We start from the raw sequence: 24,866 nt of genomic DNA on the forward strand, positions 1-24,866 counted from the left end.
GTCATTCTGCGCCTTGTGGATGATGGGTCATCGTTGCCGCCGCCGCGGGTAATGCCCTTGGGCTCACCTGTGGCTCGCCGCTGGCTGCGCTCTCAGCAGGCCCCGGACCCGGTGGGAGCGTCTGCTGAACGACCGCTTCGAACAGCCCAGGCTGGACATGACCGAAGGAAGCCGGCGCCACATTTGTGCTTTGCCGGGCGAGTTCGCGATAGGCGTTGGCGTTGAGCACGCCGCCCCCGCCACGCAGCGATGACGCCCAGCGGGTGAAGGCATCGGCTGAAACCGCGCTCACACTGAAATTCATATCCGAGAAGCCGTCGCCGCTGAAGTGCGCCGACTGGCCGAAAAAGCTGCCCTCGCGGTCGGCCTGCAGATGCAATTCGGTCTGCATGCCGTTCATGACGTAGACCATGCTGCCAAGCTGGGGCACGAAGAACGTGTTCATCACGCTGGCCGAGGTCAACTTGAAACGCACTGGAACACCGGCGGGGATAACCAGTTGATTGACAGCGCCCACGCCCTGCTCGGGATAGAGGAACAGCCATTTCCAGTCGAGCGCCACCACCTGAATGTCGAGCGGCGGCTGGCTAGAAGGGATCGGTTTGCGCGGATCGAGCTGATACGATCCGTAGTAGATCAGACCGCCAATGAACAGGATGGTGAGCGTCGGGATCGACCAGACGATCAACTCCACGCGTCCCGAATAGGTGAACTCCGGGTTATAGCGGGCGTTGCTGTTCGAGGCGCGGAACTTCCAGGCGAATGCCAGAAGTGCAACAAGCGTGGGAACAACGATCACCAGCATCACCGCCAGCGAGTTCAAAAGGATCGTGCGATTGCCGACGCCAATTGGTCCTTGGGGATCGAGCACTCCCCCCGCGCAACCGGGCAAGAATGCGCCTCCGAGGATCCAGAGCAGTTGGCGTGTCAACTTAGGGCTGGATGGCAACAACACCGGCTCTGCAATCTCTCTTTGCGGGAACGCGTGCTAGGGGCATGCGTTCATCGGGTTTCCATCTGAGCCTCCCCATGGCGCGGAACCTCGCGGCACTTCGCAGGGTGTCGCCCCCTGAGCGAGTGCCCCAACTGTCGCCGGCCGGGTTTGTTCCGCTGGACCGAGTTACTCTGTCCGATGGTCCCGCGTTGGCCAATCCGACCATAATTTCAGAACGATGGCGGCTCGATTGGCCTAGCTATCGGCGACGCTGGCTCGCGCACGAATTTCAATTTCGGCGGGACGGCGAATACCCTGAATCGCTCAGCCAGGTTATCGAGAGCCTGCCGCATGCCCACTCCCGCAGCAGCCGCACCGTGTCCACTGATGACCATCTGGGGACCCAAGGCAGCCAGATGCTTCACGGACCTTTCCGCTGCATCCCAGTCTGGCGTGAAATAGCGCGGCGGACCGTGCATCTCGAGATCCTGAATGGCGACTTCATAGACCGACTCCTGACCGGTGGTGATGAAAGCGTCTCCTACAATGAGCGAGCGGTCTTGCTCGCGCCAGAGCGAGATATGCCCAGGGGCATGTCCGGGTGTGTGCAGCCATTGCCATCCGGGCATTCCGGGGATCGATCCATCGGCGGGCAAGGGTTGCAAACGGCTGCCAAGATCGATTGGCCCGCGTGGAAAAAGCGGTGAAAGCAGCGCCATCAGTCCACCCCCAACCCAGGGATCCGGTGGCGGATAGGATGTGGTTCCGTCCAAATAGGGGTGCTCGAGTGGATGGGCGAAGACAGGCACGTCCCAGCCATTTGCGAGTTCTAGAACCGTTCCCACATGGTCGAAATGGCCATGGGTCAGGATGATTGCAGCCGGCCGTGCGTTAACGCCGAACCGCTTTTCCGCGACCGCTAGAATGCTGCTGCGAGACGTCGGCAACCCGGTATCGATCAGCACCCAGTTCCGATCTCCGCTGCCCGGTGCGCCGAAGAACACGACATTGACGATTGCTAGCCGCAAGTAACCCAGGTCCGGTGCGATGCTCCAAGCGCCGTCGCCACGATCCTCGCGCCTGGCGTGGTCGATCTCGGAAAGTCGAATCTGAACGGTCATGTGATCCCATGCCTCTGTTGTTGCCGAGCAGCCGCTCGAGTGGATGACGGCGGCTGTACATCGCCCCGAACTTGGGACGGGCCTCCTTGTTCCTCATTTGCACGCGGCGCCCGGACAGTTCACCACCGGAACAAAGGCTCTACCAATGGGTTCGGCACTACCCGGCCACGCAAGGACGAGCTGGACTGAGCAACGAACATGGGGCGCGCCCGACTGAATTCGGTATTTCGCCAACGCGGTTCCCGGTCCGGACAAGGCGGCCGAGTTCGAAGCCGATTGCCCAAAGGAGACTTCGAAAAATGAGCGAAGTGGGACGCCAGACGGAGGCCTCGGTTCCGGAAGCTTCGCGCTTCGCCAGTTTTTTCATGGCAGGCTTTGAATGCTCCTCGCACCGGCGCAAGGACGGCGTTCGCCTCGATCTTATTCGTGCGACCTCGCATAATTTGCATGCCCTGGGCGACTACCGCGGCTGCGCCGAACTCGGCCTTCGCACCATCCGCGACGGCCTGCGTTGGCATTTGATCGAAACCGCTCCCGGAACCTATGACTGGTCAAGTTGGGCGCCAATGGTGGAGGCAGCCCGATCGGCAGGTGTTCAGGTAATCTGGGACATCTTTCACTACGGATCTCCGGACCATGTCGATCAGGGCTCGCTGCATTTCATCGACGCCTATGCCTCGTTCGCGGCAGAAGCCGTCAAGGTACACCGTTCGATCACCGGAACATCGCCTCTGTTGTGTCCCATCAACGAAATCTCCTTTTTCGCATGGGCTGTTGAGGTCGGCTATTTCCCGCGCGTGGGGCCGAACAAACGTGGATGGTTCAAGCGGCACCTCGTGAAGGCCGCCATCGCGGGTGTTCGTGCAATGCGGGAGATCGACCCCGCCTGCAGATTTGTCTGGGCCGAGCCGCTTATCCATATCGCCCCTCGCGACCGAACCCGCAGCGAACGGCGCCGGGCCGAAAACGCCCGACAGGGGCAGTTCGAAGCTTACGACATGTTGCTGGGCCGCGTCGAACCTGAGTTGGGCGGGAGCGAAGATGTTGTCGATGTCGTGGGCTTGAATTTTTATCCGCACAATCAATGGTACGTAAACGGGCCGACGATTCCGATGGGACACCACGAGTACCGCGCCCTGTCGGAAATGTTGCTAGAAGTTGCTCATCGATACGGCAAGCCGATGTTCATTGCGGAGACCGGCTCCGAGGGATCCGGCGGGCCGGCTTGGCTCCATTATGTCTGCGACGAGGTGCGTTCCGCAATCAGTCTCGGAGCGCCGATCGAGGGTATTTGCCTGTACCCGATAACGGCCTACCCGGGCTGGGACAATTCGCGACATGCCGAGGTCGGTTTGTTTTCCGTCATCCAGGCTGACGGCAGGCGACACCTGCGCAAACCCACAGCAGATGAACTGGCCCGTCAGCAAGGTCTTCTCGTGGCGGACACGACACCTTGAAGAGGCCTAAAACGAGGGAGGGGCGGGCGAGCGTCTGTCTCGAAACGCCGCCCGCGCCGGTGCGGTGCATCAGCTTTTTGCAGTCGCCCCAGCCTCGCGCAGCCTGGCATATCGCATGGTAACGTCGCTCAGATTTTCCTTGAGCCAGTTGGCCATGGCTTCCTCTTCGTTCAGGTTCTGCTTGAGGGCCCTTTCAGCATCCTGGAAGCCCCCGGCGTCGGCCAGTACCAGCAGCGAATTGTAGGCAGCGATCTCGTAGTTCTCGAATGCGAAATTCGCCAGGCTGTTCTTGATGATCTCGTCGCCGGCCATCGAATGTCCAATGGCGGCCACGCTGCCAACCATCGACAAGGCAGTGTCCTTGAGGGTGGAGTGCTCCTCGCCAAGGCCCTCCAGGACGGACTCGAGTCTCGTGATCTGGCCTTCGGTTTCCTGAATGTGCCGGCGCAAGCGATCGGCCACCTCCGGATAGTTCTCTATACGCTCGACCTGAGGCTTCATGATCGACAGCGCTTGATTTTCCATGGCGTGCGCGTTGCGCAAGCCGACGATATCTCACGGCTTTCCGAGTTGAAGTTTGTATCCATCGAGTTTCTCCTTCTGATACCCGCCCGATCTTCCGTCTTGAAAGAAACTATCTTCTCGGCTCGGCCAACAACGGCTCGTCCGTGCGCGCCCAGGCCGGGAGGCTTTTTTGGATGCGCGAGAAAGTGGCCAGAGCCTGTCCGACTACCTGGTCCATGTTGTAATAGCGGTAAGTTGCAAGCCGACCGACAAACCAGACGTCTGGGCAGCTTGCCGCGAGCGCTTCATAGCGCTTGTAGAGCACTTCGTTTTCGGGCCGGGGCACGGGATAGTACGGGTCCCCGATGTCCGTGGGGTATTCGTAGGTCAGGCTGGTCCGCGAACTCTGCTGGCCGGTCAGATGTTTGTACTCGGTAATGCGCGTGTAATCTTCCGTCTGGGGATAATTGACCACGGCAACCGGCTGAAATTGCTCGCAATCCAGTGTAACGTGCTCGAAACGAAGCGAACGGTACGGAAGGTGCCCGAGCTGCCAGCCGAAATATTCATCGATCGGGCCGGTATAAACCATGCGCCTGAACGGTATCTTCTCACGAATTTCACGGAAGTCGGTCTGCAGCATGATCTTGATGTTCGGATGATCGAGCATGCGTTCGAACATCCGCGTGTACCCGCCGGCCGGCATTTTCTGGAAGCTGTCGCTGAAATAGCGGTCGTCACGGTTGGTCCTGGTCGGCACTCGTGCCGTCACGGATTTGCTCAGCTGACTGGGATCGACGCCCCATTGCTTTCTTGTGTAGCCGCGGAAGAATTTTTCATAGAGCTCGCGCCCCACGGTGCTGACGACGACGTCCTCAGCCGTTCGGACATCCTCCACCGTTTCGCGTCGCGACGCGAAGAAATCCTCCAGCTGTGCCGAGGTCAGGTCTAGCCCGTAAAGCCGGTTGATGGTGTCGAGATTGATCGGGATGGGAACCAGTTGCCCGTCCACGGCCGCCAACACCCTGTGCTCGTACGGCCGCCATTGCGTGAACTGCGAAAGGTGGTCCACGATCGTTTGGCTGTTGGTGTGGAAGATGTGCGGGCCGTAGCGATGGATGAGGATGCCGGCTTCATTGTAGCAGTCGTAGGCGTTGCCTCCCACATGGCTGCGGCGATCGATCAGCAAAACGCTTTCCTGACGCTGCGACGCTATCCGTTCGGCAAGCACACTGCCGGCGAAACCCGCGCCGACGATCAGCCAATCGAACATGGCTATGCACTCCTGCGAAGGGGCACGACCTTCTTGCGTTGGTAGGCGCGCTCAATGTGAGCTGCCATGGCATTCCATGTCCGTTCCCAGGACATGTCCGCAAGATAGGCATCGACTTGCTGCAGGAGCATCTGACGCGGTCGCGAAAGGACGGAGCGCAGCTTGATTTCCAGATCGTCACAGTCGGCGATTTCCACCAGCCCGGCAGCACCGTAACTGCGCACCACGTCGACGATTGCCGTCGAGATCACCGGCAGACCCGCCGCGAGAAATTCCGGCGTCTTGGTCGGGCTGATGAAACGCGTCGCCTCGTTGAGGGCAAACGGCATCCATCCGGCGTCCCAATGGCGCAAATAGTCGGGCAGATCGCAGTAGGCTTTCGGGCCAAGCCAATGCAGGTTTTCGGCTTGCGGCAGGCTTGCAGGGTCGATCTTGACAACCGGACCGAGCATGACGAAATGCACGTCCGGCATTGTCTTTGCCGCTAGCGCCACGAGATCGACGTCCAGCCGCTCGTCGATGACGCCGAAATATCCAACCCTCGGGGAAGGAATGCCCGCCTGGTCGGCTGGGTCCCTTCCTGGCCGTCTTGCGGTGTGAAAGTGCCTCACATCGATGCTGCTCGGAAATGGAAAGATGGCGGGATGGAGGTGACGCTTGGTCTCGAACAAGCTTAGACCACCGGTGAAAACCAGATCCGCGCGGCGCAGAAGCGCCTTTTCCATCTGGCCCAGCTCGGGGGGCGCATTCCTGAACGCAGAGAGTTCGTCCATGCAGTCATAGACGCATATGTCTGGGTCGAGGAATTCCGTAAAGCGAAGAGCCATTGGGGTGTAGTACCAGGCGATCAGCCGGCTATGCGGCATAGAAGCGATGGTCTGCTGCACAAATCTCCGCTGGACGGCATCTGCTTTCGCGGCCGACGTGCCAAGCGGCAGCACTGGTGTGACAATCAGAATGTTTTCCGATGCCACGCTCGTCCGCATCAGCGGCTGCGGCAATTCTTCGAAAACGGGTTCTTCAAAGTAGACCACTCGCTGCTGAGCGGATGCGAGAGTGAGGAGATGCTGCGGACGCTGGTGAACAAAATTCCATCGTAAGTGGGAGAAGCAAACCAGTATATTTTCGCGACGAACATATTGACTGCCGGTTACCCCGCCAAAGGCCGCTTCCATTGACATACTCCCTCTGTGACACTATTTATGTTACGATTAACATTTGTTAATCGCGAATGGAGAGAACTACTTAGTTCCAGCTCCTAACTTTCGATCAGGTGAGTTGTTCCAACTGAAATGAAGAAGGCCCGGTCGCCCGCTTGGTCCACGCACGAAGCGGGATCTGGTTGCGTAGGCGAGGGCGGCTGTCGGGACCCGGCCGCCACTGAAAGCGTGGTTGAACGACGAATGCTGGTGGACAGCGGCATTGCCGTATTTGCGTTCAACTCGTTGGCTATAGAATGTGCCTAACATCAATGATTCGCCTGTATCTCTGCGCGTCTCCGACTGCCGAGGCGAATTCCGGGGCTGACATGAACATCAACTTTGAAACCAACGTTTTTCCACTGTTTCATCCGCAAAGCGTGGATGATCTCAAGGACCCGTGTCCTGTCTTCGATGGCCGTGTCTGGCACGTCTTCGGGTCAAGCGGCACGGTCACCACCGAGACGTGGAGAATCTTGCATGCCACGGCGCCCGATCTTTATGGGCCGTGGGCCGAGCATGATCCGATCGAACTTCCAATCAACGGCACTGGTGTTGCGGCTCCCGGTGTGACCCACGAGTGCGGCGTCTTCCACATGTTCATTCAGACGGAATTCATGAAGTCGGGTGGCCGTTGCGAGCATGCGGTTTCCAACGACGGGTTCCATTGGGTAGTCCTCAGTCCGGCCATTCTGGCCATCCCGGACACGGAAGAGGACGGCATTTACGATCCGCATCCAGCAGTCATTGGCGGTGGGCGCTACCTGGTTTATTCGGCGATGCCAAAATTCACCAGGGTGCCTCAGCCCGACATCTATCTGGCACGTAGCCAGTCCGACTCGTGGTTCGGTCCGTGGAAGCGGATCGGCAAAATCCTCGACCACAACGATGTTCCCCACCATAACACCAGAGATGATCCCGACTACGAATGGGGCATTGAGGGCGCGCAACTGATCGAGCTGCCGGACGGCCGGGTGCTTCTCAACGCCACTTGCTTTCTTCCGAATGGCCTTCGGGGAAACCGGCAACGGGTGTTTTTTGCCATCGCCGACGAGGTCAGCGGGCCTTACGTTTCGATCGGCCCGGTGCTGGAGCCAGGTCAACCGGGCGAGAACGGCCACTCGACAGTGATGATCGATGGCAGTCAGCTTTCACTGTTCTACCAGAGCCGGGTTGCCACAACCGATCACCGATGGCGCTATGGTTTAGCCAGATGCGACGTCGCTCTCTTTTCAAAGGTCGCGTAATTTCCAGGCTGCCATTAGCGCCTTCAGGCGGATGCGCGTCATGCGGCCATGAAACTCCTGAGGGTTGAAGGTGATCCGCGTCGGTGACGGTAGCAAAGTGTCATCGCGAAATGATGTCAGCCCGTTCGTCAATTGTCTCCGCGCATCGATGACACCGCCAGATGCCCTGCCAATGAGCTCATAGCTATTTCTTCGGTCCCTTGACAGGGAATGTCGCGTCGCCGTCTTTTTTGCCGGAGATCACCCGCGGATCGGCGCTGGCGACGCCATCGCTCCCCCCGCCCTTGTGGTCCTTTTCCGACTGACCCTTAGCGTCCTGCTCGGGTGTTGTCCGTTTTGATGTTCGAAGCGTCTTGTCCGCCATCATGGCCTCGCGTTTGCCATCCAAACTTCCGGCAATTTCGAAAGTTCCACCGCTTTAGCAAGCCGAAGGACCCAGTGAGTTGGAACGTCGTGGCGGGACGTGAGTTGTAAGCGAGGATATTCACCCGCAGGAGGACGCTTATGGCTAACCGCCGAGAGCAGCAGACGGACCTCACGCCCGCCGAGGCAACAGACCGCATCTGGGAACTCGCCGAGGACATCGACGTCTGCATGTTTGTGACCTGGGACGGCGAGTACAATCGAGCCCGTCCGCTATCTGCGCGTGTGGTCCGTGAAGAAAACGCCATATACTTCCTCGTCAATGACGACAGCGCCAAGAGCGAGCAACTGTCGACCTATCCAAAGGTCACATTGGCCTGGAGTGACAACAGCCACTACAAATACGTCGCGATGTCAGGCCCGGCCACAGTGACAAATGATAGGGAAAAGATCACCGAACTCTGGGAGAAAACTGACGCAGCCTGGTGGGATAATGCCGATGATCCCGAGATTCGTCTGATAACGGTCAAACCCGACGAAGGCGAATTGTGGGACAGCCCGGGGCTAATGATGGCTACCGCAACGATGGTGTTTGCGGCCGTTACCGGCGCCAAGCCGAATGTGGGCGACAACGCAAAGGTCGAGCTCTGAGCGAGCGGCTAAACTAACCTCTGCTTTAGAGGCAGCGTCGATGAGCATTTTGGAAACCAGCAAGAAAGTGATCGAGAACGTCACCGGTTTCGCAAGACCGCGCAAGCAAGCTGTCGCCGGATTTGTGAGGCAGCGAAAGTCGAATGAGTTCTGGTTCAAGGATGATGGACTTGTACCCAATCATCCAGCATGGCCGCTCGTCGTTTATCGAGGCGCCGTCGAATTGCCCGAAGGACTTGATCCAGCAGCCGTCATGGAGGTGCTTTTCGATGCAAACGGATGGGGCGATAGCTGGCGAAACGGCATCTATGATTACGTTCACTATCATTCGCAAATACACGAGGTTCTGGGCATTGCCCGCGGAAATGCTGAAGTCCGGTTTGGGGGCAAGAAAGGACGAACGCTGTCGCTGAAGGCTGGCGACGTCGCGGTCCTCCCGGCAGGCACCGGGCACCAATGTCTCTCGGCATCCGATGACTTTTTGGTTGTCGGCGCGTATCCTCCATTTGGGACTTATGACGAATGTAGGAGCAAGGATCAGCATAGCGATGCGCTCGCAACCATCCCCAAGGTGGGGCGTCCGCGCAAGGATCCTGCATATGGTAGCCAAGGTCCGCTTCTGAAAAGTTGGAAGCGTTAATTTAGTCGTCGGCGTCGAAAGCCTTGGCAACCGCCTCTTTCTCAGCCTGCGGCAGGACTGTCATTGTGAGAATGAACGCTGACAGCAGGAGACAAACGCCATTCGTGATTATGATCGGCCACTCTGCCTTCATGATGCCGAAGGCCAGCCACAAGGCGAACCCCAACACAGTGATGGCATACGTCGGTGCGGAGATGCCGCTTGTCTCTCGTGTCCTGATGATTTTCCAGGCTTGCGGCGTGAAACTGCTCATCGAGCAGACGGTCGCGAGATAGCCGATGAGCGTGACTGTCTGCATGGAAGCGGCCTGCCCTACGTCGCAGATACGCGCTTGAGATCAGATAAGCGGACCACGCCGTGCTGGCTGACAAAGGTCAGGGTGGATCCGTGCTCTGGCTCTGCGAAACACCGGATATGCGATGGTCGCCTGTGTCATAAATCTCCATCTTTCCATGATCGTCGATGACCAGGCGGCTTCGCTCAGGAAACGCTGCGTAGCGCATATTGTTTTGAGAACCAGCGGCAGACGGGCTCCCAAACTCCTCAGGCCACCATGAGCCGGCGTGGGCCATGGCGGGATGATCGAGCAGGTGGGACGAGAGCTCCGCCGCGATAGCGTTGAGCTTCGCCTTGAGGCTGTCATTGAACATGTCGCCGACCATCGTCATGCCGGAGGACCATTGTGACATTCCTCCGAAGTCGACGTGGCTGAACTGGGCCATGGTTCCACCACCACGCCGCAACGCCTCAAGGACAGCCATGACAGCGCCATCAGTGACGCCATGCTGGCGTGCAAGGCGCGCAGTCAGTTCAGCTTCCTTTTGAGTGTTTTTCATCATTGCGTCCTTTGAATCGCTTGGCGCCGGCAGTCCTCATTGTTGGCGATAGACATGCGGCCAAATCTAATCACGAAGGAGCGCCACCAGGTCTTCAGGCTCCTTGCCGAGGAAGCTCAATCAAGTTCTATCCAGGCTGGCGCATGATCGCTCGGCTTGTCCCATGCACGCGTTTCGGCATCTACTCCGGCATTCTTCAGGCGATCCAATAGGGATGAACTCAGCAAGAGATGGTCCATCCGGAGCCCGGAACTCCGATCGTACCCGCCGCGGTAGGAGAAGTTCCAATAGGTGTAAATTCCCTTTTCTGGATGAATGCGACGAACCGCATCGAACCAGCCCTGAGCAAGCATTTCGGCGTACGCGCTCCGGCTCTCGGGGAAGTAAACGGCATCGCCAACCCAGCGCCCCGGCACCGCCGCGTCGATTGGGCCTGGAACGACGTTATAGTCGCCGCACAGGATGGTCGGTGAGCTATCGCCGAGCAGCACCTGGCCATAGGTGATCAAACGTCGGAACCAGCGAAGTTTGTAGTCGAACTTCGGCCCCGGCGCTGGATTGCCATTGGGCAAATACAGGCAGCCGACAACAAGCCCATTCACATCTGCCTCGATGTAGCGGCTGTGCGAATCGTCGGGATCGCCCGGCAGACCTCGACGACGTTCCAGCGGCTCAATCCCGCGAGCGAGGATTGCCACGCCATTGTAGGACTTCTGTCCGTGCCAGATTGCGCCATAGCCGGCGTTTCTAATCGCATCGACGGGAAATTTTTCGTCAGAGGTCTTCAGTTCTTGAAGGCAGACGATGTCATAGCCGGTTTCGCCAAGCCACTTGAGAAGCACTGGCAGTCGGCCGTTGACGCCATTGACGTTGAAGGTTGCGATGCGGGTCATCTCGACGATTTAACGTCTTTGCGCCGCTTCGATGCGACCTAGAGTCGGTAGCCAAATCTTGCCTTTTGTCATCGTCCATCTGCATTTTTGCTCGAAGCATTGGTGCTTTGACCGGAAGCAGCGGATGTCTTTGCATCTTTGGAATGCGCGGCAATTGCCGGACCCGCGCCGGTAGCTTTCCGCATATCGCCGCTCCCCTTGCCGTCAGTCGATTTCTTGCTCAACAGTCCTGAGAAATATTTTCCAAAGAAGCCCATCCGACTCTCCATCTTGGCGCTCATTCGGCGGCTTTGCGGGCCCTGAACTCATCTCTGCGCTCTTCTCGCAGCTGCCTAGGATCGCTGCGCGAACCGCCAAGCGCGCGGCGCCTGACCAGCGCGGCCGAACACTCAAGCAGGAAACATTCCAGTCCTTTGTAGATATGCGTGATCATGTCCTTCATCTCCCGGGACCGCCTCGGCACATGGGTCGCCGAGGCGGTTGGGTAGGCGATCAAATCAAGCCGCTCTCCGTTCTGCCGCTCGTTCGTTGACGCCGGCTTCACCGAGGGCAGTCAACGCCTCGTCGGTGGCCTTCTCCTCTTCAAGTGTCGCATTGAGGAGCGCAACCACGTCGTCCTTGCCGAGCGTCGTAGCCCAGGCGATCAGGGTTCCATACCTGGCGATCTCGTAGTGCTCCACGGCTTGCGCGGCACCGACGAGCCCTGCATCGAGCGAAGTCGAACCCTTGTACTCCTGAAGGATTTCAGATCCTTCCTCCAGGATGCCGTCGATCGCCGGGCAGGTTTTGCCGCGCGCGGCAGCGCCGAGAATCTCGAAGACCTCCTCCAGACGTTCGACCTGCCCCTCGGTTTCAGCGAGGTGCTTCTCGAATGCTGCCGAAACTTGCTCTTCGGATGCGCCTTTGGCCATCTTCGGCAAGGCTTTCAGAATTTTCTTCTCGGCATAGTAGATGTCTTTGAGGCCATCGAGGAAAAGGTCCTCCAGGTCCTTGTTGTTGCCATTGGCTTTCTTGGCAGTGGGCATTGTGCCGTCTCCTCTGTTGAAAATTGCCCGTCGCGAGCATTTTCTTAACTCGGAAACCCGAACCCGGTTCCGGGATAATGGAGATATCTAAATTTAAAGGGTCCTGCGCTTCACTGAGAACAACGACCACGTCATTCTCGTCGAAGAGCCGCGGCGGGGCGCACGCCATCGGGCTCCCGCCAACGGTCGTGCGGTCTGAGGGCCTGGGACTGCAGGAGACGCAAGTACCGCAGCGGCAGCAGAGCAGTCGGGGCAACGCCTCTCAAGCCTCCTGACCGCTCTGCAGCCGCTTGATTGCTGGCCCTGCTTGCATCCAGGAATTGGGTGATTGGACGCTGCGTATGCAACCAGAATACCTCAGAATGGTTCTAGCTATGATTTGAGCGGGATGGCAGCGAGCGCCGTCCAAAGGTGGCAATTTTTATGGACGTATCACTTTCGCGAACCGCAGACGACAACATCAAAACCGGCAAGAGCGGCTTGCTGCTTGTCTCGGACAATTATGGCGCTTTCGCTCTGCGCGTGCTGGCCGCAAGGAGCGCTGAGCGCAGCCTCGACCTGATGTACTACCTTTGGCATGATGATCACACCGGCCGCTTGCTGCTTCGCGAGGTTTTTCGAGCTGCTGAGCGCGGTGTTCGGGTGCGCATGCTCCTTGACGACGTCAATCCGCGTAAAAATGATGCGGCATATCTGGCGCTGAACAACCATCCAAACATCGAATTGAAGTTGTTCAATCCGAGCGGTATCAGGCGCGGCCGGATCATGCGTGGTGTGGAAGTGCTGTTGCGGCTCTTTGCATTGACGCGACGGATGCACAACAAGGCTTGGATCGTCGACGACAAATTTGCCATTGTCGGCGGTCGGAATGTTGGCGATGCCTATTTCGATGCGGCAGAAACCAATTTCCGGGACCTCGATCTGCTGCTCCTGGGGCCTGCGGTACGGCAAACCGCGGCGATATTCGATGCCTTCTGGGCTTGCAATGAAGCCAAGCCAATCAAAACCCTGGGATCAGTGGCTGAGCATGAGCATGCCAAATGGCTTGAAGGAAGCGATACCGGCCCCGATCCCAAATTCCTGAACGGCATCGGCAACCGGGGCTCGATCACAGAGTTTATTGCGGCCAGCAACGACGTTCATTGGGTGGATGGCGTGCGGGTCATTTCCGATCCGCCGGAGAAGGTTCGTGGTTGGAGACGTCGCAGCTGGCTTATGAAAGAGCTGCGTCCGATCATCCAATCCACGCGCGGGTGTCTGGAAATTGTGTCGCCCTATTTCATCCCCGGCAAAAGGGGCACAGCGATCTTGCTGGACCTTGTCGGCGCCGGTGTTGACGTTTCGGTTCTGACCAATTCCTTGGCCGCCACGGACGTCGCCGCAGTCCATGGCGCTTACGCAAACTATCGCAAGCGGCTGCTGAGGAATGGCGTCAATATTTTCGAGCTTCAGCCGTTCAACCGGCGCTCCGCAATCTCGGTGTTTGGCTCCAAGGGCGCCAGTCTGCATACGAAAGCTTTCACCGTCGACGACAATATCGGCTTCGTCGGTTCCTTCAATTTCGATCCACGGTCAGTGTCCTTGAACTCGGAAATGGGCGTGCTGTTTGAGGATCCGAAATTGGTCGCCGAGCTGCGGCATCGATTCCAATCGGAAATATCTCCGGAAACAAGCTATCGGCTCGAACTGAAGCACAATGTTCTGCATTGGCATGGATGCGGCGAAGGCAAGATTCAGGACTATACGCATGAACCAGAAGCCGGATTTTTTCGCCGTATCCTGGCGGTCTTCGTCCGTCACCTCCCGATCGAATCTCAGCTCTAGCATCTGACGATGGGCGAGGACCTCGCGATCTCAGCGAATTGCCCTGCCGGGGATCGCGTGAGCGAAACGTGAAACCCTGATCTACCACGGGTCAGCCAGACCGCATCACACCCGGTTCTTCGACAACCGCGTCGCCAATCCCATGCTGTCCGGCGTCCGGATCACTCGGCAACACGTCGGAAAAATTGACTGTGGCGACCAGGTATCCGGCTTCATCGTAGACCTTGATAGTCGATCCCGATTGCTTGGTTCCTGACCCAGGATCCGCCGCCACCGCTACGCGCGCCATCTCTATTGCTCTCGGACTGGCCATCTCCGCACTCGCTAGCTCTTCCTCGAGAGCGGTAGTCTGGCCGGATACTGTCGTCTCAAAGCGGAATTTTGGCATGGGCAACCTCCTGTTCCTATGCAATTCCGGTGTCCGGGTTGCGTTCCAAAGAAACAGAATTGGTGGGAAGCAGCTAAGATCGCCGCGATGGCCAGACCCGTGTCGCCACGAAGGTCAGCAAACCCGTGATCACAATCCAGGCCTGCACCTCGCGTTGGATGGTTGGTCCAAGGTTCGATGTCTGTCGCGACGGGCTCTCTGCCTCCACTATCGGTTGAAGGTCGGACCGACTGCCGAGACGGACGGAATAGGCCCGCGTGAACTCGGCGCCGAGCAGGAATATCTCAGACGAATAGTAAACCCAAAGCAGCACGACCAGCAGTGCACCCGCCGCGCCATAGGAGGATGCAATCGCGCTGGTTCCGATATACCAGCCAATCAGCGACTTGCCGATGGTGAAGAGCAAAGCGGTCACTGCCGCGCCAATTGCGACATCGCGCCAAGCGAGCGACCGGTCCGGCAGGATCTTGAAGATCGCGGCAAACAGAGCGGAAATCAGCACGAACGATACAATGCCGTTTATCGACGCGAGAATGATCGTGCCGAACGGCAGATGGGCGTTGATGACAGCGCCAAGCGCGGAAATGGCGGCACTCGCCGCCAACGACACAAGCAGTAGAAATCCCAACGCTGCAACCAGACCCAGGCTGGCCGCCCGCGCCCGCACCAATCGCGACACAGACATGGGTGGTGGGTCAATCTTCCAGATTGTGTTGAGCGAAAGCTGCATTTCGCCAAACACCCCGGAGGCTGTCACGAAGAGGGTGACGATGCCCACCAAGGTGGCAACAGTGCCGGCGGTTCTGTGAGAAGCGCTTTCGATGGTGCTGCGCAGAAGGTCGCCGGTTTGCGATCCCATCACGCCTGCGATTTCGGCCGACAGAGCGAGTTGAGCTGCTTCATGCCCAAAGACAAGTCCAGCAATGGCAACAACGATCAACAAGATCGGGGCCAGGGACGTAACGGCATAGAACGCCATCGCCGCACCGTGGCTGAGGGCATTGTCGTTGATGAATCCGAGGATGCTCTCCTTGCCAAGAACCCAGGCTTCGCGTGCCACCCGCATGGGGAATTCCTTTTGCCTCAACGAGCAACCTAGTGCTGTCGGCAACGAAAGCGAGACCTGCCGCCAGTGCGCGAGGCGCGATTGCCGAGACACGCCCGCTTGTCTCTGCACGAACGGCCAGAAATGTTCCATGCGGCGCCGGAACTCGCCGGGCTCGTAATGGTTATCGGTCATCCGATTGGAGTGATCAAAAATGCCTGATAATGAAAACCGTCGCGAGACCGGCGCAACGAAGTACCCGGCTAGAACAGGTCCTGATCCTTCGGATGCGTTCTCTCAGGATGCGGCCGGCAACAAGAAACCCAAGAGTGGGGTCGGTCTGACGCGGCCAGTCAATGAGGTGGATGACAAGACGCACCAATCCGATGGCCAGAACGCCCCGGCGAGGCCGGGCGGCGGAAACACGGTCAAGCCATGAACGTTGCCAATCTTCAGCTTGAAGGGTTGATGATGGCGGTCGCGTCAATCAACAACCTGCTCGTTCACAAAGGTCTGCTGTCAATTGACGAGATCGATACCGCCCTGCGAAAGGCAGAGGCGTCCATGACAGGTGACGAGCGGACCTACGAAGACATGTCACCGGCCAACCGTGACGCGATCTGCTTCCCGATCCGGCTTCTGCAGATCGCAAACAACGCGCAAGGCGAACTGGACATCCCACCATTTTCAGAGCTTGCAAAAATGGTTGGGCAAACCAAGGAACCTTAACGTCAGCGGTGACGACACCTGTAGTCTCCGTGAAGGCCTCATTTGACGCCGATGCCACTCTGAAGCGGAAAAGCAGCATCGGCGTCGTCTCGGCTATGAACCGAACCAAATCTCACCCACTGCGTTGAGTCCCGGCGTTGCGTCATTAGTCGGGGCACTTCCATGAAAACGGGCGAGCTTTCAACCTACCGGGCCAAAAGGGATTTCGCGAAGACGAAAGAGCCCAGCGGCGAAAGCTCGATTGCGGGTTCGAACCGACTCCGGTTCGTCATCCAAAAACACGCGGCCACGCGGCTGCACTATGATCTTCGCCTCGAGCTTGGCGGGGTCTTCAAATCATGGGCTGTGACCAAAGGTCCATCACTGGATCCTCACGACAAACGACTTGCCGTGGAGGTTGAGGACCACCCGCTGGAGTACGGCGACTTCGAAGGCACAATTCCCAAAGGACAATATGGTGGCGGCACGGTGCAGTTGTGGGATCGCGGATATTGGGAACCGGAAGGCGCCATGTCTCCCGAAAAGGCGTTGGAAAAAGGCGACCTGAAATTCACGCTGCAGGGCAAGCGCCTGCATGGAAGCTTCGTCCTCGTGCGCATGAAGCATGACCGCAATGGCGGGAAGCGGACCAACTGGCTGCTGATCAAACACCGCGACAAATACGCGACAGAGGGCAATGGCGATGCGGTGCTGGCTCAGGACCGATCCGTCGCCTCCGGTCGGAGCATGGAAAGGATTGCAGCGGGAAAGGGGGCAGGTCCGAAGCCGTTCATGATGAAAGGTTCATCGTCGGCCGATGCGGATGCCGTTTGGGACAGCAAGCGCGGCCATGCCGACAAGCGCGCCGCCAAGTCGGCAAAGCCTGCTCCGCGGCCGAAGCGAGCCGCTGGTGCCTCAGCGGCGAAGATGCCCGACTTCATCCCACCACAGCTTTGCGCAACGCTTTCCCGGCCGCCGGCCGGGACGAACTGGGTTCACGAAATCAAGTTTGACGGTTATCGCGTCCAGTTGCGCGTGGAAGACAAGGACATCGCCCTTAAGACCCGCAAGGGTCTTGACTGGACGGAGAAATTTGGCGCCATCGCAAAGGAGGCCGCCAGCCTCCCCAACGTCATCATCGACGGCGAAATCGTAGCGCTTGACGAGAACGGCGCGCCCGATTTTGCCGCACTGCAGGCGGCGCTGTCGGAGCGCCGGACGAAAGACCTGATCTACTTTGCTTTTGACCTGCTCTTCGCAAATGGCGTCGATCTGCGAAAGATGCCTCTCTCACAACGGAAGGAACGTCTGAGCGAGATGCTCGGCGAAGTCGATCGCGGCGCGCAAAATCTCATCCGCTATGTCGAGCACTTCAGCAATGGCGGCGACGCGGTGCTGCGTTCTGCCTGTCGCCTTTCGCTTGAGGGGATTGTCTCCAAGAGGGCCGATGCAACCTATGTTTCGGGGAGGACCGACACCTGGGCCAAATCGAAATGCCGCGCCGGGCATGAGGTGGTCATCGGCGGCTGGTCGACGACCAGCGGCAAATTCCGGTCATTGCTCGTCGGCGTCAATCGCGGTGAACATTTCGCCTATATCGGCCGTGTGGGGACCGGATTCAGCGAGGCAAAGGTCAAGCAGCTGATGCCCAGGCTGCAGGAGATGAAAGCCGCGACGTCGCCGTTTACCGGCGACGGCGCACCGAAAAGGAATTCAACCGTCTTCTGGACGAAGCCGGAATTGGTCGCGGAAATCGAGTTCGCCGGCTGGACCGGGGGTGGCAATATCCGGCAGGCCGCCTTCAAAGGCCTGCGTGAAGACAAGCCCGCAAAAGACGTCGAGGCCGAGCGTCCAGCCGATCCTCAAGAGACGCCGATTGCCGACCCTGCCAAGGTGACTGGCAAGACAGGAAAAAGCCCGGTTGTCATGGGCGTCATCATTTCCAAGCCGGACAAGCCGCTTTGGCCGAATGCCGGCGACGGTCAGCCCGTCGACAAGCTCGATCTTGCAGAATATTTCGAGACCGTTGGCCCCTGGATGATCAGACATATCAAAGGTCGTCCCTGTTCACTCGTGCGCGCGCCGGATGGCTACGCTGGCGAGCAGTTTTTCCAGCGCCACGCAATGCCAGGCACATCCAATCTGCTGGAACTGGTGAAAGTCTTCGGCGATCACAAACCGTATCTGCAAATCGACCGCGTCGAGGGTCTGGCCGCGATCGCCCAGATAGGCGGCCTTGAGCTTCACCCCTGGAATTGCCAGCCGGGTCATCCCGAAATACCTGGCCGACTTGTCTTCGACCTTGACCCTGGTCCGGAAGTCCCTTTTGCGAAGGTGGTCGCGGCTGCCAAGGAAATGCGCGATCGTCTCGAAGATCTGGGCTTGGTGAGCTTCTGCAAAACCACGGGCGGCAAAGGCTTGCATGTCGTGACGCCATTGGCGGCCCAACGCAGCAAGACGACATGGGCCGAGGCCAAGGCCTTCGCAAAGGCCGTCTGCATCCAGATGGCGGCAGACAGCCCGGATCTCTACCTCGTCAACATGGCCAAGAAGCTGCGGACATCCCGGATTTTTCTCGACTATCTCAGGAATGATCGCATGGCGACAGCCGTCGCCCCTCTCTCCCCTCGCGCCAGGGAAGGCGCGACTGTATCCATGCCGCTGACCTGGAGTCAGGTGAAGGCGGATCTCGATCCGAAAAAATACACCGTTCGCACGGTTCCGGGCCACCTGAAAAAGACCGTCGCCTGGGCCGACTACGACGATGGCGAACGGTCGATCAGCATCGCCATCAAACGGATCGGTTCAGCAAAGCTCGCCGCATGACGACGTCGGTTCGCGCAAGAACGCCATGACAGCTGCGGCTACCGCGTCGGCTGCTTCTTCGGCCATATGATGTCCGCTATCGATCCGTTGGCCCTTCAGTTCGGTGGTCCAGGGTCGCCAAACATCCAGCACGTTGCCGTAAAGTGCCTCAAGATCATCGCGGGCGGACCAGAGCGCCAAGGTCGGGCACGCGACCCGGCGACCAGCTTTCCTGTCATCGGTATCGTGCAATTGATCGATGGCCAGACCTGCCCGATAGTCTTCAAGCATGCCGTGAACAACATTCGGATCGTGGATTGCGTCCTTGTAGTCGACATAGGCCTCAGCCCCCATGGACTCGGCTGAGCCGCCATACCACGCGTCAGGATCGGCCATGATTGCGCGTTCGGGCCTGTCCGGCTGTGCAAAAAAGAACCAGTGCCACCAGAGCCGCAAAGCGGGCGTCGCAGCGTTCGAGGGCTTCCAGGATAGGGACGCTATCCATAACGATCAGATGGCTGATCGCTGACGGGTGATCCATCGCTGCTCGGAACGCTGTGTAGCTGCCGCGGTCATGGCCTGCGATCGCAAACCGGCCAAAGCCGAGATGTCGCATGAGAGCGATGCAGTCCCTGGCTTTGGCACGCTTGGAGGATCCAGCATGGTCCACGGCGTCCGCCGGTACCGAGGACCGGCCAAAGCCCCTCAGATCGGGGCAGACAACTGTGTGGTCGGCGGCGAGAAGTGGGGCTACCCGGTGCCAGGTAACGTGCGTCCGAGGATGGCCATGCAGCAAAAGAAGCGGCGGGCCTGAACCTCCATACCTGACTCGCAGTGAGGACTCGGGCAGATCCACAGTCTCTAGCTTGAATCCTTCAAACATCCGCTTCTTTGTCGTCAGACTGTGAAAACAAGTCCATCTTCAACCCACGCCGGTGAAATTGGTTTCGGGCATTTGTCCGTTTGGAGATCTCTCTCATTCCAATGGTTCGGCCGCCGTTCCGCCAGCCCTGGCGCTGGCTTGCAGGTACGACGCCCGAGATCCAGCCTCCTGCCTCACCGGTCTCTGGGATTGCCCAGGGCGGGGTCGCGCGCTCGGGTGTAGCCCTCGACGCGAGGCAAACCGTCATCCATCCTGATAAACGGCAGTCGCATTTCCCAATAGGCCTGGGCTTGGGGATGGAACTTCTCGGGCGCGTCCATGAATCCGATCGAGATGTAGAACTCGTTTGGCAAGCCTTCATCGGTGTACCCAATCGAGGTGCCACATTCCGAACAGAAGGAGCGCACGACGCCCCTGGTTTTCGAGAATGTTTTTGGTTTTGGGCCGAGCCAATGGACCTGATCTGGACGATAGCCAATCCAGATCGTCAGTGGGCTGCCGATCGCTCGTCGGCAGTCATCGTCGTGGTCGAAACAAATCCAAAAGGGATCGCCACTGAATTCAGCTGTGATGGCTCCGCAAAAGCAATGCCCTCGATCAATCCGGGCCGGTTTTCTGATCGTCGTTCGGGGTTTGTCGTCCATGGTAATCTTCCCGCCAGCGTGGTGGCGTAACGCCGCAGACGGCAAGCAGTTCCTTTGGACGTCACAGAGCCGCAGATGCGCGCAACCGGCGGGCTGCTCGTCAATATCATTTGAGGCAGATCAGGCCTTAATTTGTTGGGAACATTTTTTCAGGTCCGCACTTTGTTCGGCGTCTGACCAAAGTAGGCGACCTTGAAAACACGACGCATCGACAGGGAAAAGATCGAGAGGGCGGATCGAGAAGCCAAGTTGCTGTTGGAAGCGGAGCGGCATGCCAGGGAAGCCAAGACGGCGCGGCTTAGAGAACAGCGACAGTTGTTGGAGGCATCGATAGCGCAGACCCCGCCCGCGCCCGTAGCCGCAAAGCAGCCGCCCCGCCAACGAAAGCCGACGCGCAAGGTAATCGAGGTGGACTGACGGTTTGGTCACTTGGGGCTTTTGCCAAGGTGGGGAGTTGATATGACAGGGCAGGGGATCCGGCAGCATGAATACCAAAGCGGTAAGTCCGGCCGTCGCCAAAGCGGCTGCTCGGCGTGCTGGATCGGGGTCTCATCACCGGTGTGTCCGACGACGATCCTGCGAGAGCCGCTGAAAAAGGCGCCCGAGCGGGCCGAGAACCAGCGAATCCGGCTGGACACTTACGTCGGGAACAATCGCACGCGCGGACCGTTCCCCAAGCGATCTTCACGCTCAGGATTTGCTCTTGTTGCAGCGACCGGATGAAATTCTCAACGAGGCTTCGCAAACGGTTGGTGACCCTCTTGAGCGCGACGCCGTAGGTGGGGAGCCAACTGGCGATCGCGCCATCCCGCGTCGTCTGGTTGTCGTCTCGAACAGGCTGGGGAACATTCGCGATCTGTCGCAAGCCGGCGGACTTGCTGTAGGCATCGGGGATGCGTTGGCCGAGCGTGGAGGCCTGTGGCTAGGAGCAAGCGCCGAGTATCAGGACTACGCCGCGAGCGACGAACCGCTAATCCGCTTGGAACGCGTGGGAAAGATCGAGACGGCTGCGCTTACCCTGCCGTATGAGGAGTATTCGCTCTATTACAATGGCTATGCCAACAGCACGCTGTGGCCGCTTTTTCATTACCGACTCGACCTGGTGAACCACCGGGCAGAGTTTCTACACGCCTACCGGCAGATCAATGCGCGGTTCGCGAAGGCGCTCGCAGGACTGCTGTCGGGCAACGACGACCTGGTGTGGGTTCACGACTACCACCTTATCCCCTTGGCCGCCCAGTTGCGGCGGCTGGGAGTCCGGAATCGGATCGGTTTCTTTCTTCACATACCCTTCCCGCCGCCTGACCTGTTTGTAGCCACGCCCGACCATGAAGAACTCATCGATGATCTGCTTCAGTATGACGTCGTGGGATTCCAGACCGAAACGGACGTGGGGAATTTCCGGCGCTCAGTGCAGGCGGCCAACTCCATTACTTTTGATATCAATGGTTCGGCTGAGATGAACGGCCGCACGGTGTTATCGAGGTGTTTTCCGATAGGCATCGACGTCGATTCAATCGCACGCATGGCCAATGAGGCGGCGGAGGATGTGCAGATCGATTCCATGCGCCGCCAGATTCTGGGCCTCAAGCAAATCATCGGCGTCGATCGGCTGGACTACTCCAAGGGTCTCCCCGGCCGCATGCAGGCTTTCGCGCGTCTTTTGGAAAGGCATCCGGAACACGAGCGGGCGGCAACATATTTGCAGATTGCGTCGCCGACGCGCGAGGAGGTCAGCGCCTATGCCGACATCCGGGCCCAGCTTGAAGCAACCGCCGGCGCGGTCAACGGAAGATACGCGGATTTGGCTTGGACCCCGATCCGCTACATCCACCGTGCCGTATCACGCTCTCGGCTTGCTGGCCTGTTGCGCGCTAGCCAGGTCGGATTGGTCACACCCCTGCGTGACGGAATGAACCTCGTCGCCAAGGAATACATAGCCGCGCAGGACGAAGCCGACCCCGGAGTGCTGATTTTGTCGCGTTTTGCAGGTGCGGCCGAAGAACTTGCCGAATCCTTGATCGTGAACCCCTATGCGGTCGACGAGGTTGCCGATGCGATCGCAAAAGCGCTCGCGATGCCGCTTGAGGAAAGAATTGCAAGGCATAGTGCACTGCTCAAGCGCATCAGGCGCAATGACGCAGCAGAATGGCGGCGGTCATTTCTCGCCACGCTCGCGGGCGAGAACTAGCGCCTGGCATCGATGCCTGAATCCGTCCGTGTGTCACGCGTCCCACCCGGTCATAGCCCGGCCATAACCCGGCTTGCCTAGCAGTTCGAAAGGCCTTGAAGCTGATCATGTTCCTTGTCAGCCCGCATCAGAAACTTTTCGCTCGTTGCCGGAAGCGCGATAGCCCGCCTCAATCGGTGGACTATCGAAGGTTCCACGGAACACACCGCCGGTCCGGTCGTTTGGGCTCTGATAGGAGATCTGCGATGACAAGGAACCCCACGCGAAAGGACAGTGATCTCTCTGAAAAAGAGGCAATCAAGTTGGCCGAAGTCACCGACGTGTCACCCGGGCAGGCCAAAGAGCTTGCAGCCGAGCACGGCAAAGACGGCGCCAAGAAGGAAGCAAGAAATTACAAGGCGGAGGGCTGACTATGGCGGCCAGTGGATCCGCAAACGACAGAGACGCACGAGCCACCCTCTACGCACAAGGAGTAATGGAAGCTGAGCGTAAAGCGCGGGAAGAGAAAACGGCGCGATTGCGCAAAGCCCGTTTGGCGCATGAGGCGGTCAATCCGCCTGCACCCGAGCAGAAACCGGCAGTGCCGGAAACGCCAAAGCGGGTCGCCAAACCAGGCAGCCGAAAAGCTGGAGAAGATTAGCTTCAGCTTTCTTCAGCTATGCCGGTGGCCGGCGCCGGGGAAGAGCAGACCGTGCGGTCGATCTCCACGATAAATTTGTACTTCATCGAATGACACAAAGGAGTCCAGTGATGACGGAGCATGTGTCCCGGAAGGAAGAACAGCGTGGCACCCGAAATGTACTCGGGTGGGGCGTCGTCATTGCGGCTGTGATCTTCGTCGCCCTGCTAGCCTTCTTTGTGTTCACACCTCTTTCAGGCGGATCGTGGCAGACGTCGCCAGTAAAGCGCACCCCGGAACAGAACCAAGGCGGCAATGCCCCCGCCGAGACATCACCCGCGGCCGGCGTCAAAAAGAGCCCGCAAGAAAATACCGAGATGCCAGGGCAGCAGTGATCGACCTCGGGCTGCGACCCAAGTCGGCCCTGATTTTCCAGGTCGTCTCATCGGCGTCATGATGGGATCAGGGCTTTCTGGGCGCAGAACGGCTGAGCTATTGAGACTGGGCTTTCGCCCACATCGAGCGCTGAAAGATTACCGCACCAGGGGTCTGGCGAACGAGGCGATGACGCCATCGTGGAACTCGAGGCAAATCAAGATGCCTAGCTGCAGGCCGTTCAGTTGGGGTTTTTCAGCTGCTTTGACAACAGCAGTTGCTGCTGCAGCTCAAGGGCGAGTTTCAACAGCCGTTCAGGTGTTTCCTCTTCCGCGATTTCGTCGAGCAACGCTGCGAGTGCGTCGCCCTCAACAGGATCGCGGAATGAGTCAGGTTTGGTTTGCGGAGGTTTGGCCACGACGATTTCTAGCAGGAATGCGGCCGTATTTGCAAGACGAAGCGAAGCGCTCTTGGGGGAGGGGTACCGTGGCGGGGGCGGTCGACAGACGGCCTGCGGCAAACCATCGGACAATCTTAATTCATGATTCCAGACCTGTCGTTGCGGAGCACCTCCTCCATGAGCGTATTGAGCCATTCGCTCAAGGGAAGGTCATGCCGCGTCGACAACCGCTCCTCCAGCGCCGCCTTCAATGTCCGTTCGACGAGGCGATCGGCCGCCTGTGGGTCGCCCAGCAGCAGCCGCGCGGACAGCCTCAGTTTTGGAAGAGCGCGGAAAACGTTGTCTTCGCCAAGCGCTGTTGATTGCGCGGCGAGGATCCCGGCAACCGTCCTGAACCCGGCCGGCTTGGAGAGGTTTTGGGTGTACCGGAACCGCTCCGGCAGGGTGATCTGATCGTTTCCGGAGAAGAATACGAACGGGATGCCTCTGTCCGTCAGCTCATCGGCGAGGGGAAAAACAGTCTCACCGTTGAGGTCGATGTCCAGCACCGCCCCATCCGCTGAATCGATATATCGTCGAGCCCGGCTGACTGACGACACCGGCCCCAAAACGGTCGCCCCACAATCGCTGAAATAGGAGGCAAGTTCGCTTGCCAGCAAGAATTCGTCCTCGACGAGCAGAATTCGCATGCCTAATAACATAGCAGCCCTCCGGGCTTTAAACGGCGATCGCGTCCATCGGTTCCGTGGCTATCGGCGGTGCGGGATGGGAATTCGACCAGGAACGGTTTACACATTGGATCGAAATCAGCGCTGCCGCGTTGCATTTCACTGAAGCAGGA

Annotated in this window: 27 protein-coding genes and 1 pseudogene; 11 read left to right on the top strand and 17 right to left on the bottom strand. The window is 58.8% G+C overall.

What is annotated here, in order from left to right; genetic code table 11:
- Window position 1 precedes the first annotated feature (1 nt).
- Both cyoA and X726_RS163705 read right to left on the bottom strand, forming a co-directional pair.
- Window positions 2-955, bottom strand: a complete 954-nt coding sequence (cyoA, locus tag X726_RS26835; protein WP_245272049.1) for a ubiquinol oxidase subunit II — start codon at window positions 953-955, stop codon at window positions 2-4.
- Between the two features lie 209 nt (window positions 956-1,164).
- Window positions 1,165-2,055, bottom strand: coding sequence for an MBL fold metallo-hydrolase (locus tag X726_RS163705; RefSeq protein WP_023668030.1), 891 nt, complete (start codon window positions 2,053-2,055; stop codon window positions 1,165-1,167).
- A 299-nt stretch (window positions 2,056-2,354) separates the two neighbouring features.
- Between X726_RS163705 and X726_RS163700 the strand changes: the two genes are divergently transcribed.
- On the top strand, window positions 2,355-3,512 hold the full coding sequence (locus X726_RS163700) for a hypothetical protein (RefSeq protein WP_023668031.1): 1,158 nt from the start codon (window positions 2,355-2,357) through the stop codon (window positions 3,510-3,512).
- A 69-nt stretch (window positions 3,513-3,581) separates the two neighbouring features.
- On the opposite strand, the gene X726_RS163695 is transcribed toward X726_RS163700, so the two are convergent.
- From X726_RS163695 to X726_RS163685, 3 genes are all read right to left on the bottom strand, one after another.
- Window positions 3,582-4,037, bottom strand: coding sequence for a ferritin-like domain-containing protein (locus tag X726_RS163695; protein WP_023668032.1), 456 nt, complete (start codon window positions 4,035-4,037; stop codon window positions 3,582-3,584).
- Window positions 4,038-4,146: 109 nt separating this feature from the next.
- Window positions 4,147-5,289 (bottom strand): UDP-galactopyranose mutase, encoded by a 1,143-nt coding sequence (gene glf, locus X726_RS163690; protein WP_023668033.1) that lies wholly within the window; start codon window positions 5,287-5,289, stop codon window positions 4,147-4,149.
- A gap of 2 nt (window positions 5,290-5,291) precedes the next feature.
- Window positions 5,292-6,464, bottom strand: coding sequence for a glycosyltransferase (locus X726_RS163685; RefSeq protein WP_023704621.1), 1,173 nt, complete (start codon window positions 6,462-6,464; stop codon window positions 5,292-5,294).
- A 353-nt stretch (window positions 6,465-6,817) separates the two neighbouring features.
- Between X726_RS163685 and X726_RS163680 the strand changes: the two genes are divergently transcribed.
- A complete protein-coding gene (locus X726_RS163680) occupies window positions 6,818-7,735 on the top strand; it encodes a hypothetical protein (RefSeq protein ID WP_023668035.1) in 918 nt (305 codons plus the stop codon).
- A 184-nt stretch (window positions 7,736-7,919) separates the two neighbouring features.
- On the opposite strand, the gene X726_RS163675 is transcribed toward X726_RS163680, so the two are convergent.
- Window positions 7,920-8,099: a hypothetical protein gene (locus X726_RS163675; RefSeq protein ID WP_156940608.1), complete on the bottom strand. Its 180-nt coding sequence runs from the start codon at window positions 8,097-8,099 to the stop codon at window positions 7,920-7,922.
- Between the two features lie 140 nt (window positions 8,100-8,239).
- Between X726_RS163675 and X726_RS163670 the strand changes: the two genes are divergently transcribed.
- Together X726_RS163670 and X726_RS163665 are read left to right on the top strand one after the other, a co-directional pair.
- Window positions 8,240-8,749 carry a pyridoxamine 5'-phosphate oxidase family protein gene (locus X726_RS163670; RefSeq protein ID WP_023668037.1) on the top strand — a complete coding sequence of 170 codons (510 nt, stop codon included), beginning with the start codon at window positions 8,240-8,242 and terminating at the stop codon, window positions 8,747-8,749.
- Between the two features lie 40 nt (window positions 8,750-8,789).
- The gene (locus tag X726_RS163665; RefSeq protein WP_023668038.1) at window positions 8,790-9,389 is read left to right on the top strand and encodes a cupin; all 600 of its coding nucleotides are present in this window, start codon (window positions 8,790-8,792) and stop codon (window positions 9,387-9,389) included.
- Between the two features lies 1 nt (window position 9,390).
- On the opposite strand, the gene X726_RS163660 is transcribed toward X726_RS163665, so the two are convergent.
- The 5 genes from X726_RS163660 to X726_RS163650 form a co-directional block, all read right to left on the bottom strand.
- Window positions 9,391-9,687 (bottom strand): SemiSWEET transporter, encoded by a 297-nt coding sequence (locus X726_RS163660; protein ID WP_023668039.1) that lies wholly within the window; start codon window positions 9,685-9,687, stop codon window positions 9,391-9,393.
- 76 nt (window positions 9,688-9,763) lie between these two features.
- Window positions 9,764-10,225 carry a hypothetical protein gene (locus X726_RS26780; RefSeq protein ID WP_245272052.1) on the bottom strand — a complete coding sequence of 154 codons (462 nt, stop codon included), beginning with the start codon at window positions 10,223-10,225 and terminating at the stop codon, window positions 9,764-9,766.
- Window positions 10,226-10,341: 116 nt separating this feature from the next.
- Entirely contained in the window at window positions 10,342-11,118 is a 777-nt protein-coding gene (gene xth, locus X726_RS163655; protein ID WP_023668041.1) for an exodeoxyribonuclease III, read from the bottom strand.
- Between the two features lie 68 nt (window positions 11,119-11,186).
- On the bottom strand, window positions 11,187-11,399 hold the full coding sequence (locus X726_RS1000000168475; protein WP_245259911.1) for a hypothetical protein: 213 nt from the start codon (window positions 11,397-11,399) through the stop codon (window positions 11,187-11,189).
- Window positions 11,400-11,615: 216 nt separating this feature from the next.
- Window positions 11,616-12,143 carry a ferritin-like domain-containing protein gene (locus X726_RS163650; protein WP_023668043.1) on the bottom strand — a complete coding sequence of 176 codons (528 nt, stop codon included), beginning with the start codon at window positions 12,141-12,143 and terminating at the stop codon, window positions 11,616-11,618.
- Between the two features lie 423 nt (window positions 12,144-12,566).
- Between X726_RS163650 and X726_RS163645 the strand changes: the two genes are divergently transcribed.
- The gene (locus X726_RS163645) at window positions 12,567-13,967 is read left to right on the top strand and encodes a phospholipase D family protein (protein WP_023668044.1); all 1,401 of its coding nucleotides are present in this window, start codon (window positions 12,567-12,569) and stop codon (window positions 13,965-13,967) included.
- Window positions 13,968-14,058: 91 nt separating this feature from the next.
- Here X726_RS163645 and X726_RS26760 read toward each other — a convergent pair whose 3' ends face one another.
- Together X726_RS26760 and X726_RS163640 are read right to left on the bottom strand one after the other, a co-directional pair.
- Window positions 14,059-14,355 carry a hypothetical protein gene (locus tag X726_RS26760; protein ID WP_023668045.1) on the bottom strand — a complete coding sequence of 99 codons (297 nt, stop codon included), beginning with the start codon at window positions 14,353-14,355 and terminating at the stop codon, window positions 14,059-14,061.
- 73 nt (window positions 14,356-14,428) lie between these two features.
- The gene (locus tag X726_RS163640) at window positions 14,429-15,421 is read right to left on the bottom strand and encodes a YihY/virulence factor BrkB family protein (protein WP_023700031.1); all 993 of its coding nucleotides are present in this window, start codon (window positions 15,419-15,421) and stop codon (window positions 14,429-14,431) included.
- A 193-nt stretch (window positions 15,422-15,614) separates the two neighbouring features.
- Between X726_RS163640 and X726_RS1000000170365 the strand changes: the two genes are divergently transcribed.
- The 3 genes from X726_RS1000000170365 (at window position 15,615) to ligD (ending at window position 18,934) form a co-directional block, all read left to right on the top strand.
- Window positions 15,615-15,839, top strand: a complete 225-nt coding sequence (locus X726_RS1000000170365) for a hypothetical protein (protein WP_155921617.1) — start codon at window positions 15,615-15,617, stop codon at window positions 15,837-15,839.
- Window positions 15,836-16,129, top strand: coding sequence for a hypothetical protein (locus tag X726_RS163635; RefSeq protein WP_023687836.1), 294 nt, complete (start codon window positions 15,836-15,838; stop codon window positions 16,127-16,129). Before X726_RS1000000170365 ends, X726_RS163635 begins: the two co-directional genes overlap by 4 nt.
- A gap of 162 nt (window positions 16,130-16,291) precedes the next feature.
- Window positions 16,292-18,934 carry a DNA ligase D gene (gene ligD / locus X726_RS163630; protein ID WP_023668048.1) on the top strand — a complete coding sequence of 881 codons (2,643 nt, stop codon included), beginning with the start codon at window positions 16,292-16,294 and terminating at the stop codon, window positions 18,932-18,934.
- On the opposite strand, the pseudogene X726_RS01000000166610 reads toward ligD, so the two are convergent.
- Both X726_RS01000000166610 and X726_RS0134485 read right to left on the bottom strand, forming a co-directional pair.
- Window positions 18,914-19,796 (bottom strand): annotated as a pseudogene (locus X726_RS01000000166610) (alpha/beta hydrolase). The gene ligD and the pseudogene X726_RS01000000166610 overlap by 21 nt on opposite strands.
- Before the next feature lie 173 nt (window positions 19,797-19,969).
- Entirely contained in the window at window positions 19,970-20,440 is a 471-nt protein-coding gene (locus tag X726_RS0134485; protein WP_023729497.1) for a GFA family protein, read from the bottom strand.
- Window positions 20,441-21,143: 703 nt separating this feature from the next.
- Between X726_RS0134485 and X726_RS163620 the strand changes: the two genes are divergently transcribed.
- The 3 genes from X726_RS163620 to X726_RS163615 all read left to right on the top strand — a co-directional run bounded on the left by X726_RS163620 (window position 21,144) and on the right by X726_RS163615 (window position 23,645).
- Window positions 21,144-22,631, top strand: coding sequence for a trehalose-6-phosphate synthase (locus tag X726_RS163620; RefSeq protein WP_023668055.1), 1,488 nt, complete (start codon window positions 21,144-21,146; stop codon window positions 22,629-22,631).
- A 245-nt stretch (window positions 22,632-22,876) separates the two neighbouring features.
- Window positions 22,877-23,041, top strand: a complete 165-nt coding sequence (locus X726_RS1000000171020; protein WP_023668056.1) for a hypothetical protein — start codon at window positions 22,877-22,879, stop codon at window positions 23,039-23,041.
- A gap of 340 nt (window positions 23,042-23,381) precedes the next feature.
- The gene (locus X726_RS163615) at window positions 23,382-23,645 is read left to right on the top strand and encodes a hypothetical protein (RefSeq protein WP_023668057.1); all 264 of its coding nucleotides are present in this window, start codon (window positions 23,382-23,384) and stop codon (window positions 23,643-23,645) included.
- A gap of 221 nt (window positions 23,646-23,866) precedes the next feature.
- Here X726_RS163615 and X726_RS1000000170370 read toward each other — a convergent pair whose 3' ends face one another.
- Both X726_RS1000000170370 and X726_RS163610 read right to left on the bottom strand, forming a co-directional pair.
- Complete coding sequence (locus X726_RS1000000170370; RefSeq protein WP_023681160.1) at window positions 23,867-24,043, bottom strand: hypothetical protein; 177 nt, start codon at window positions 24,041-24,043, stop codon at window positions 23,867-23,869.
- 116 nt (window positions 24,044-24,159) lie between these two features.
- Window positions 24,160-24,726, bottom strand: coding sequence for a response regulator (locus tag X726_RS163610; RefSeq protein WP_023668059.1), 567 nt, complete (start codon window positions 24,724-24,726; stop codon window positions 24,160-24,162).
- Window positions 24,727-24,866 lie beyond the last annotated feature (140 nt).

This window comes from Mesorhizobium sp. LSJC285A00, assembly GCF_000503155.1.
GTDB lineage: Bacteria > Pseudomonadota > Alphaproteobacteria > Rhizobiales > Rhizobiaceae > Mesorhizobium.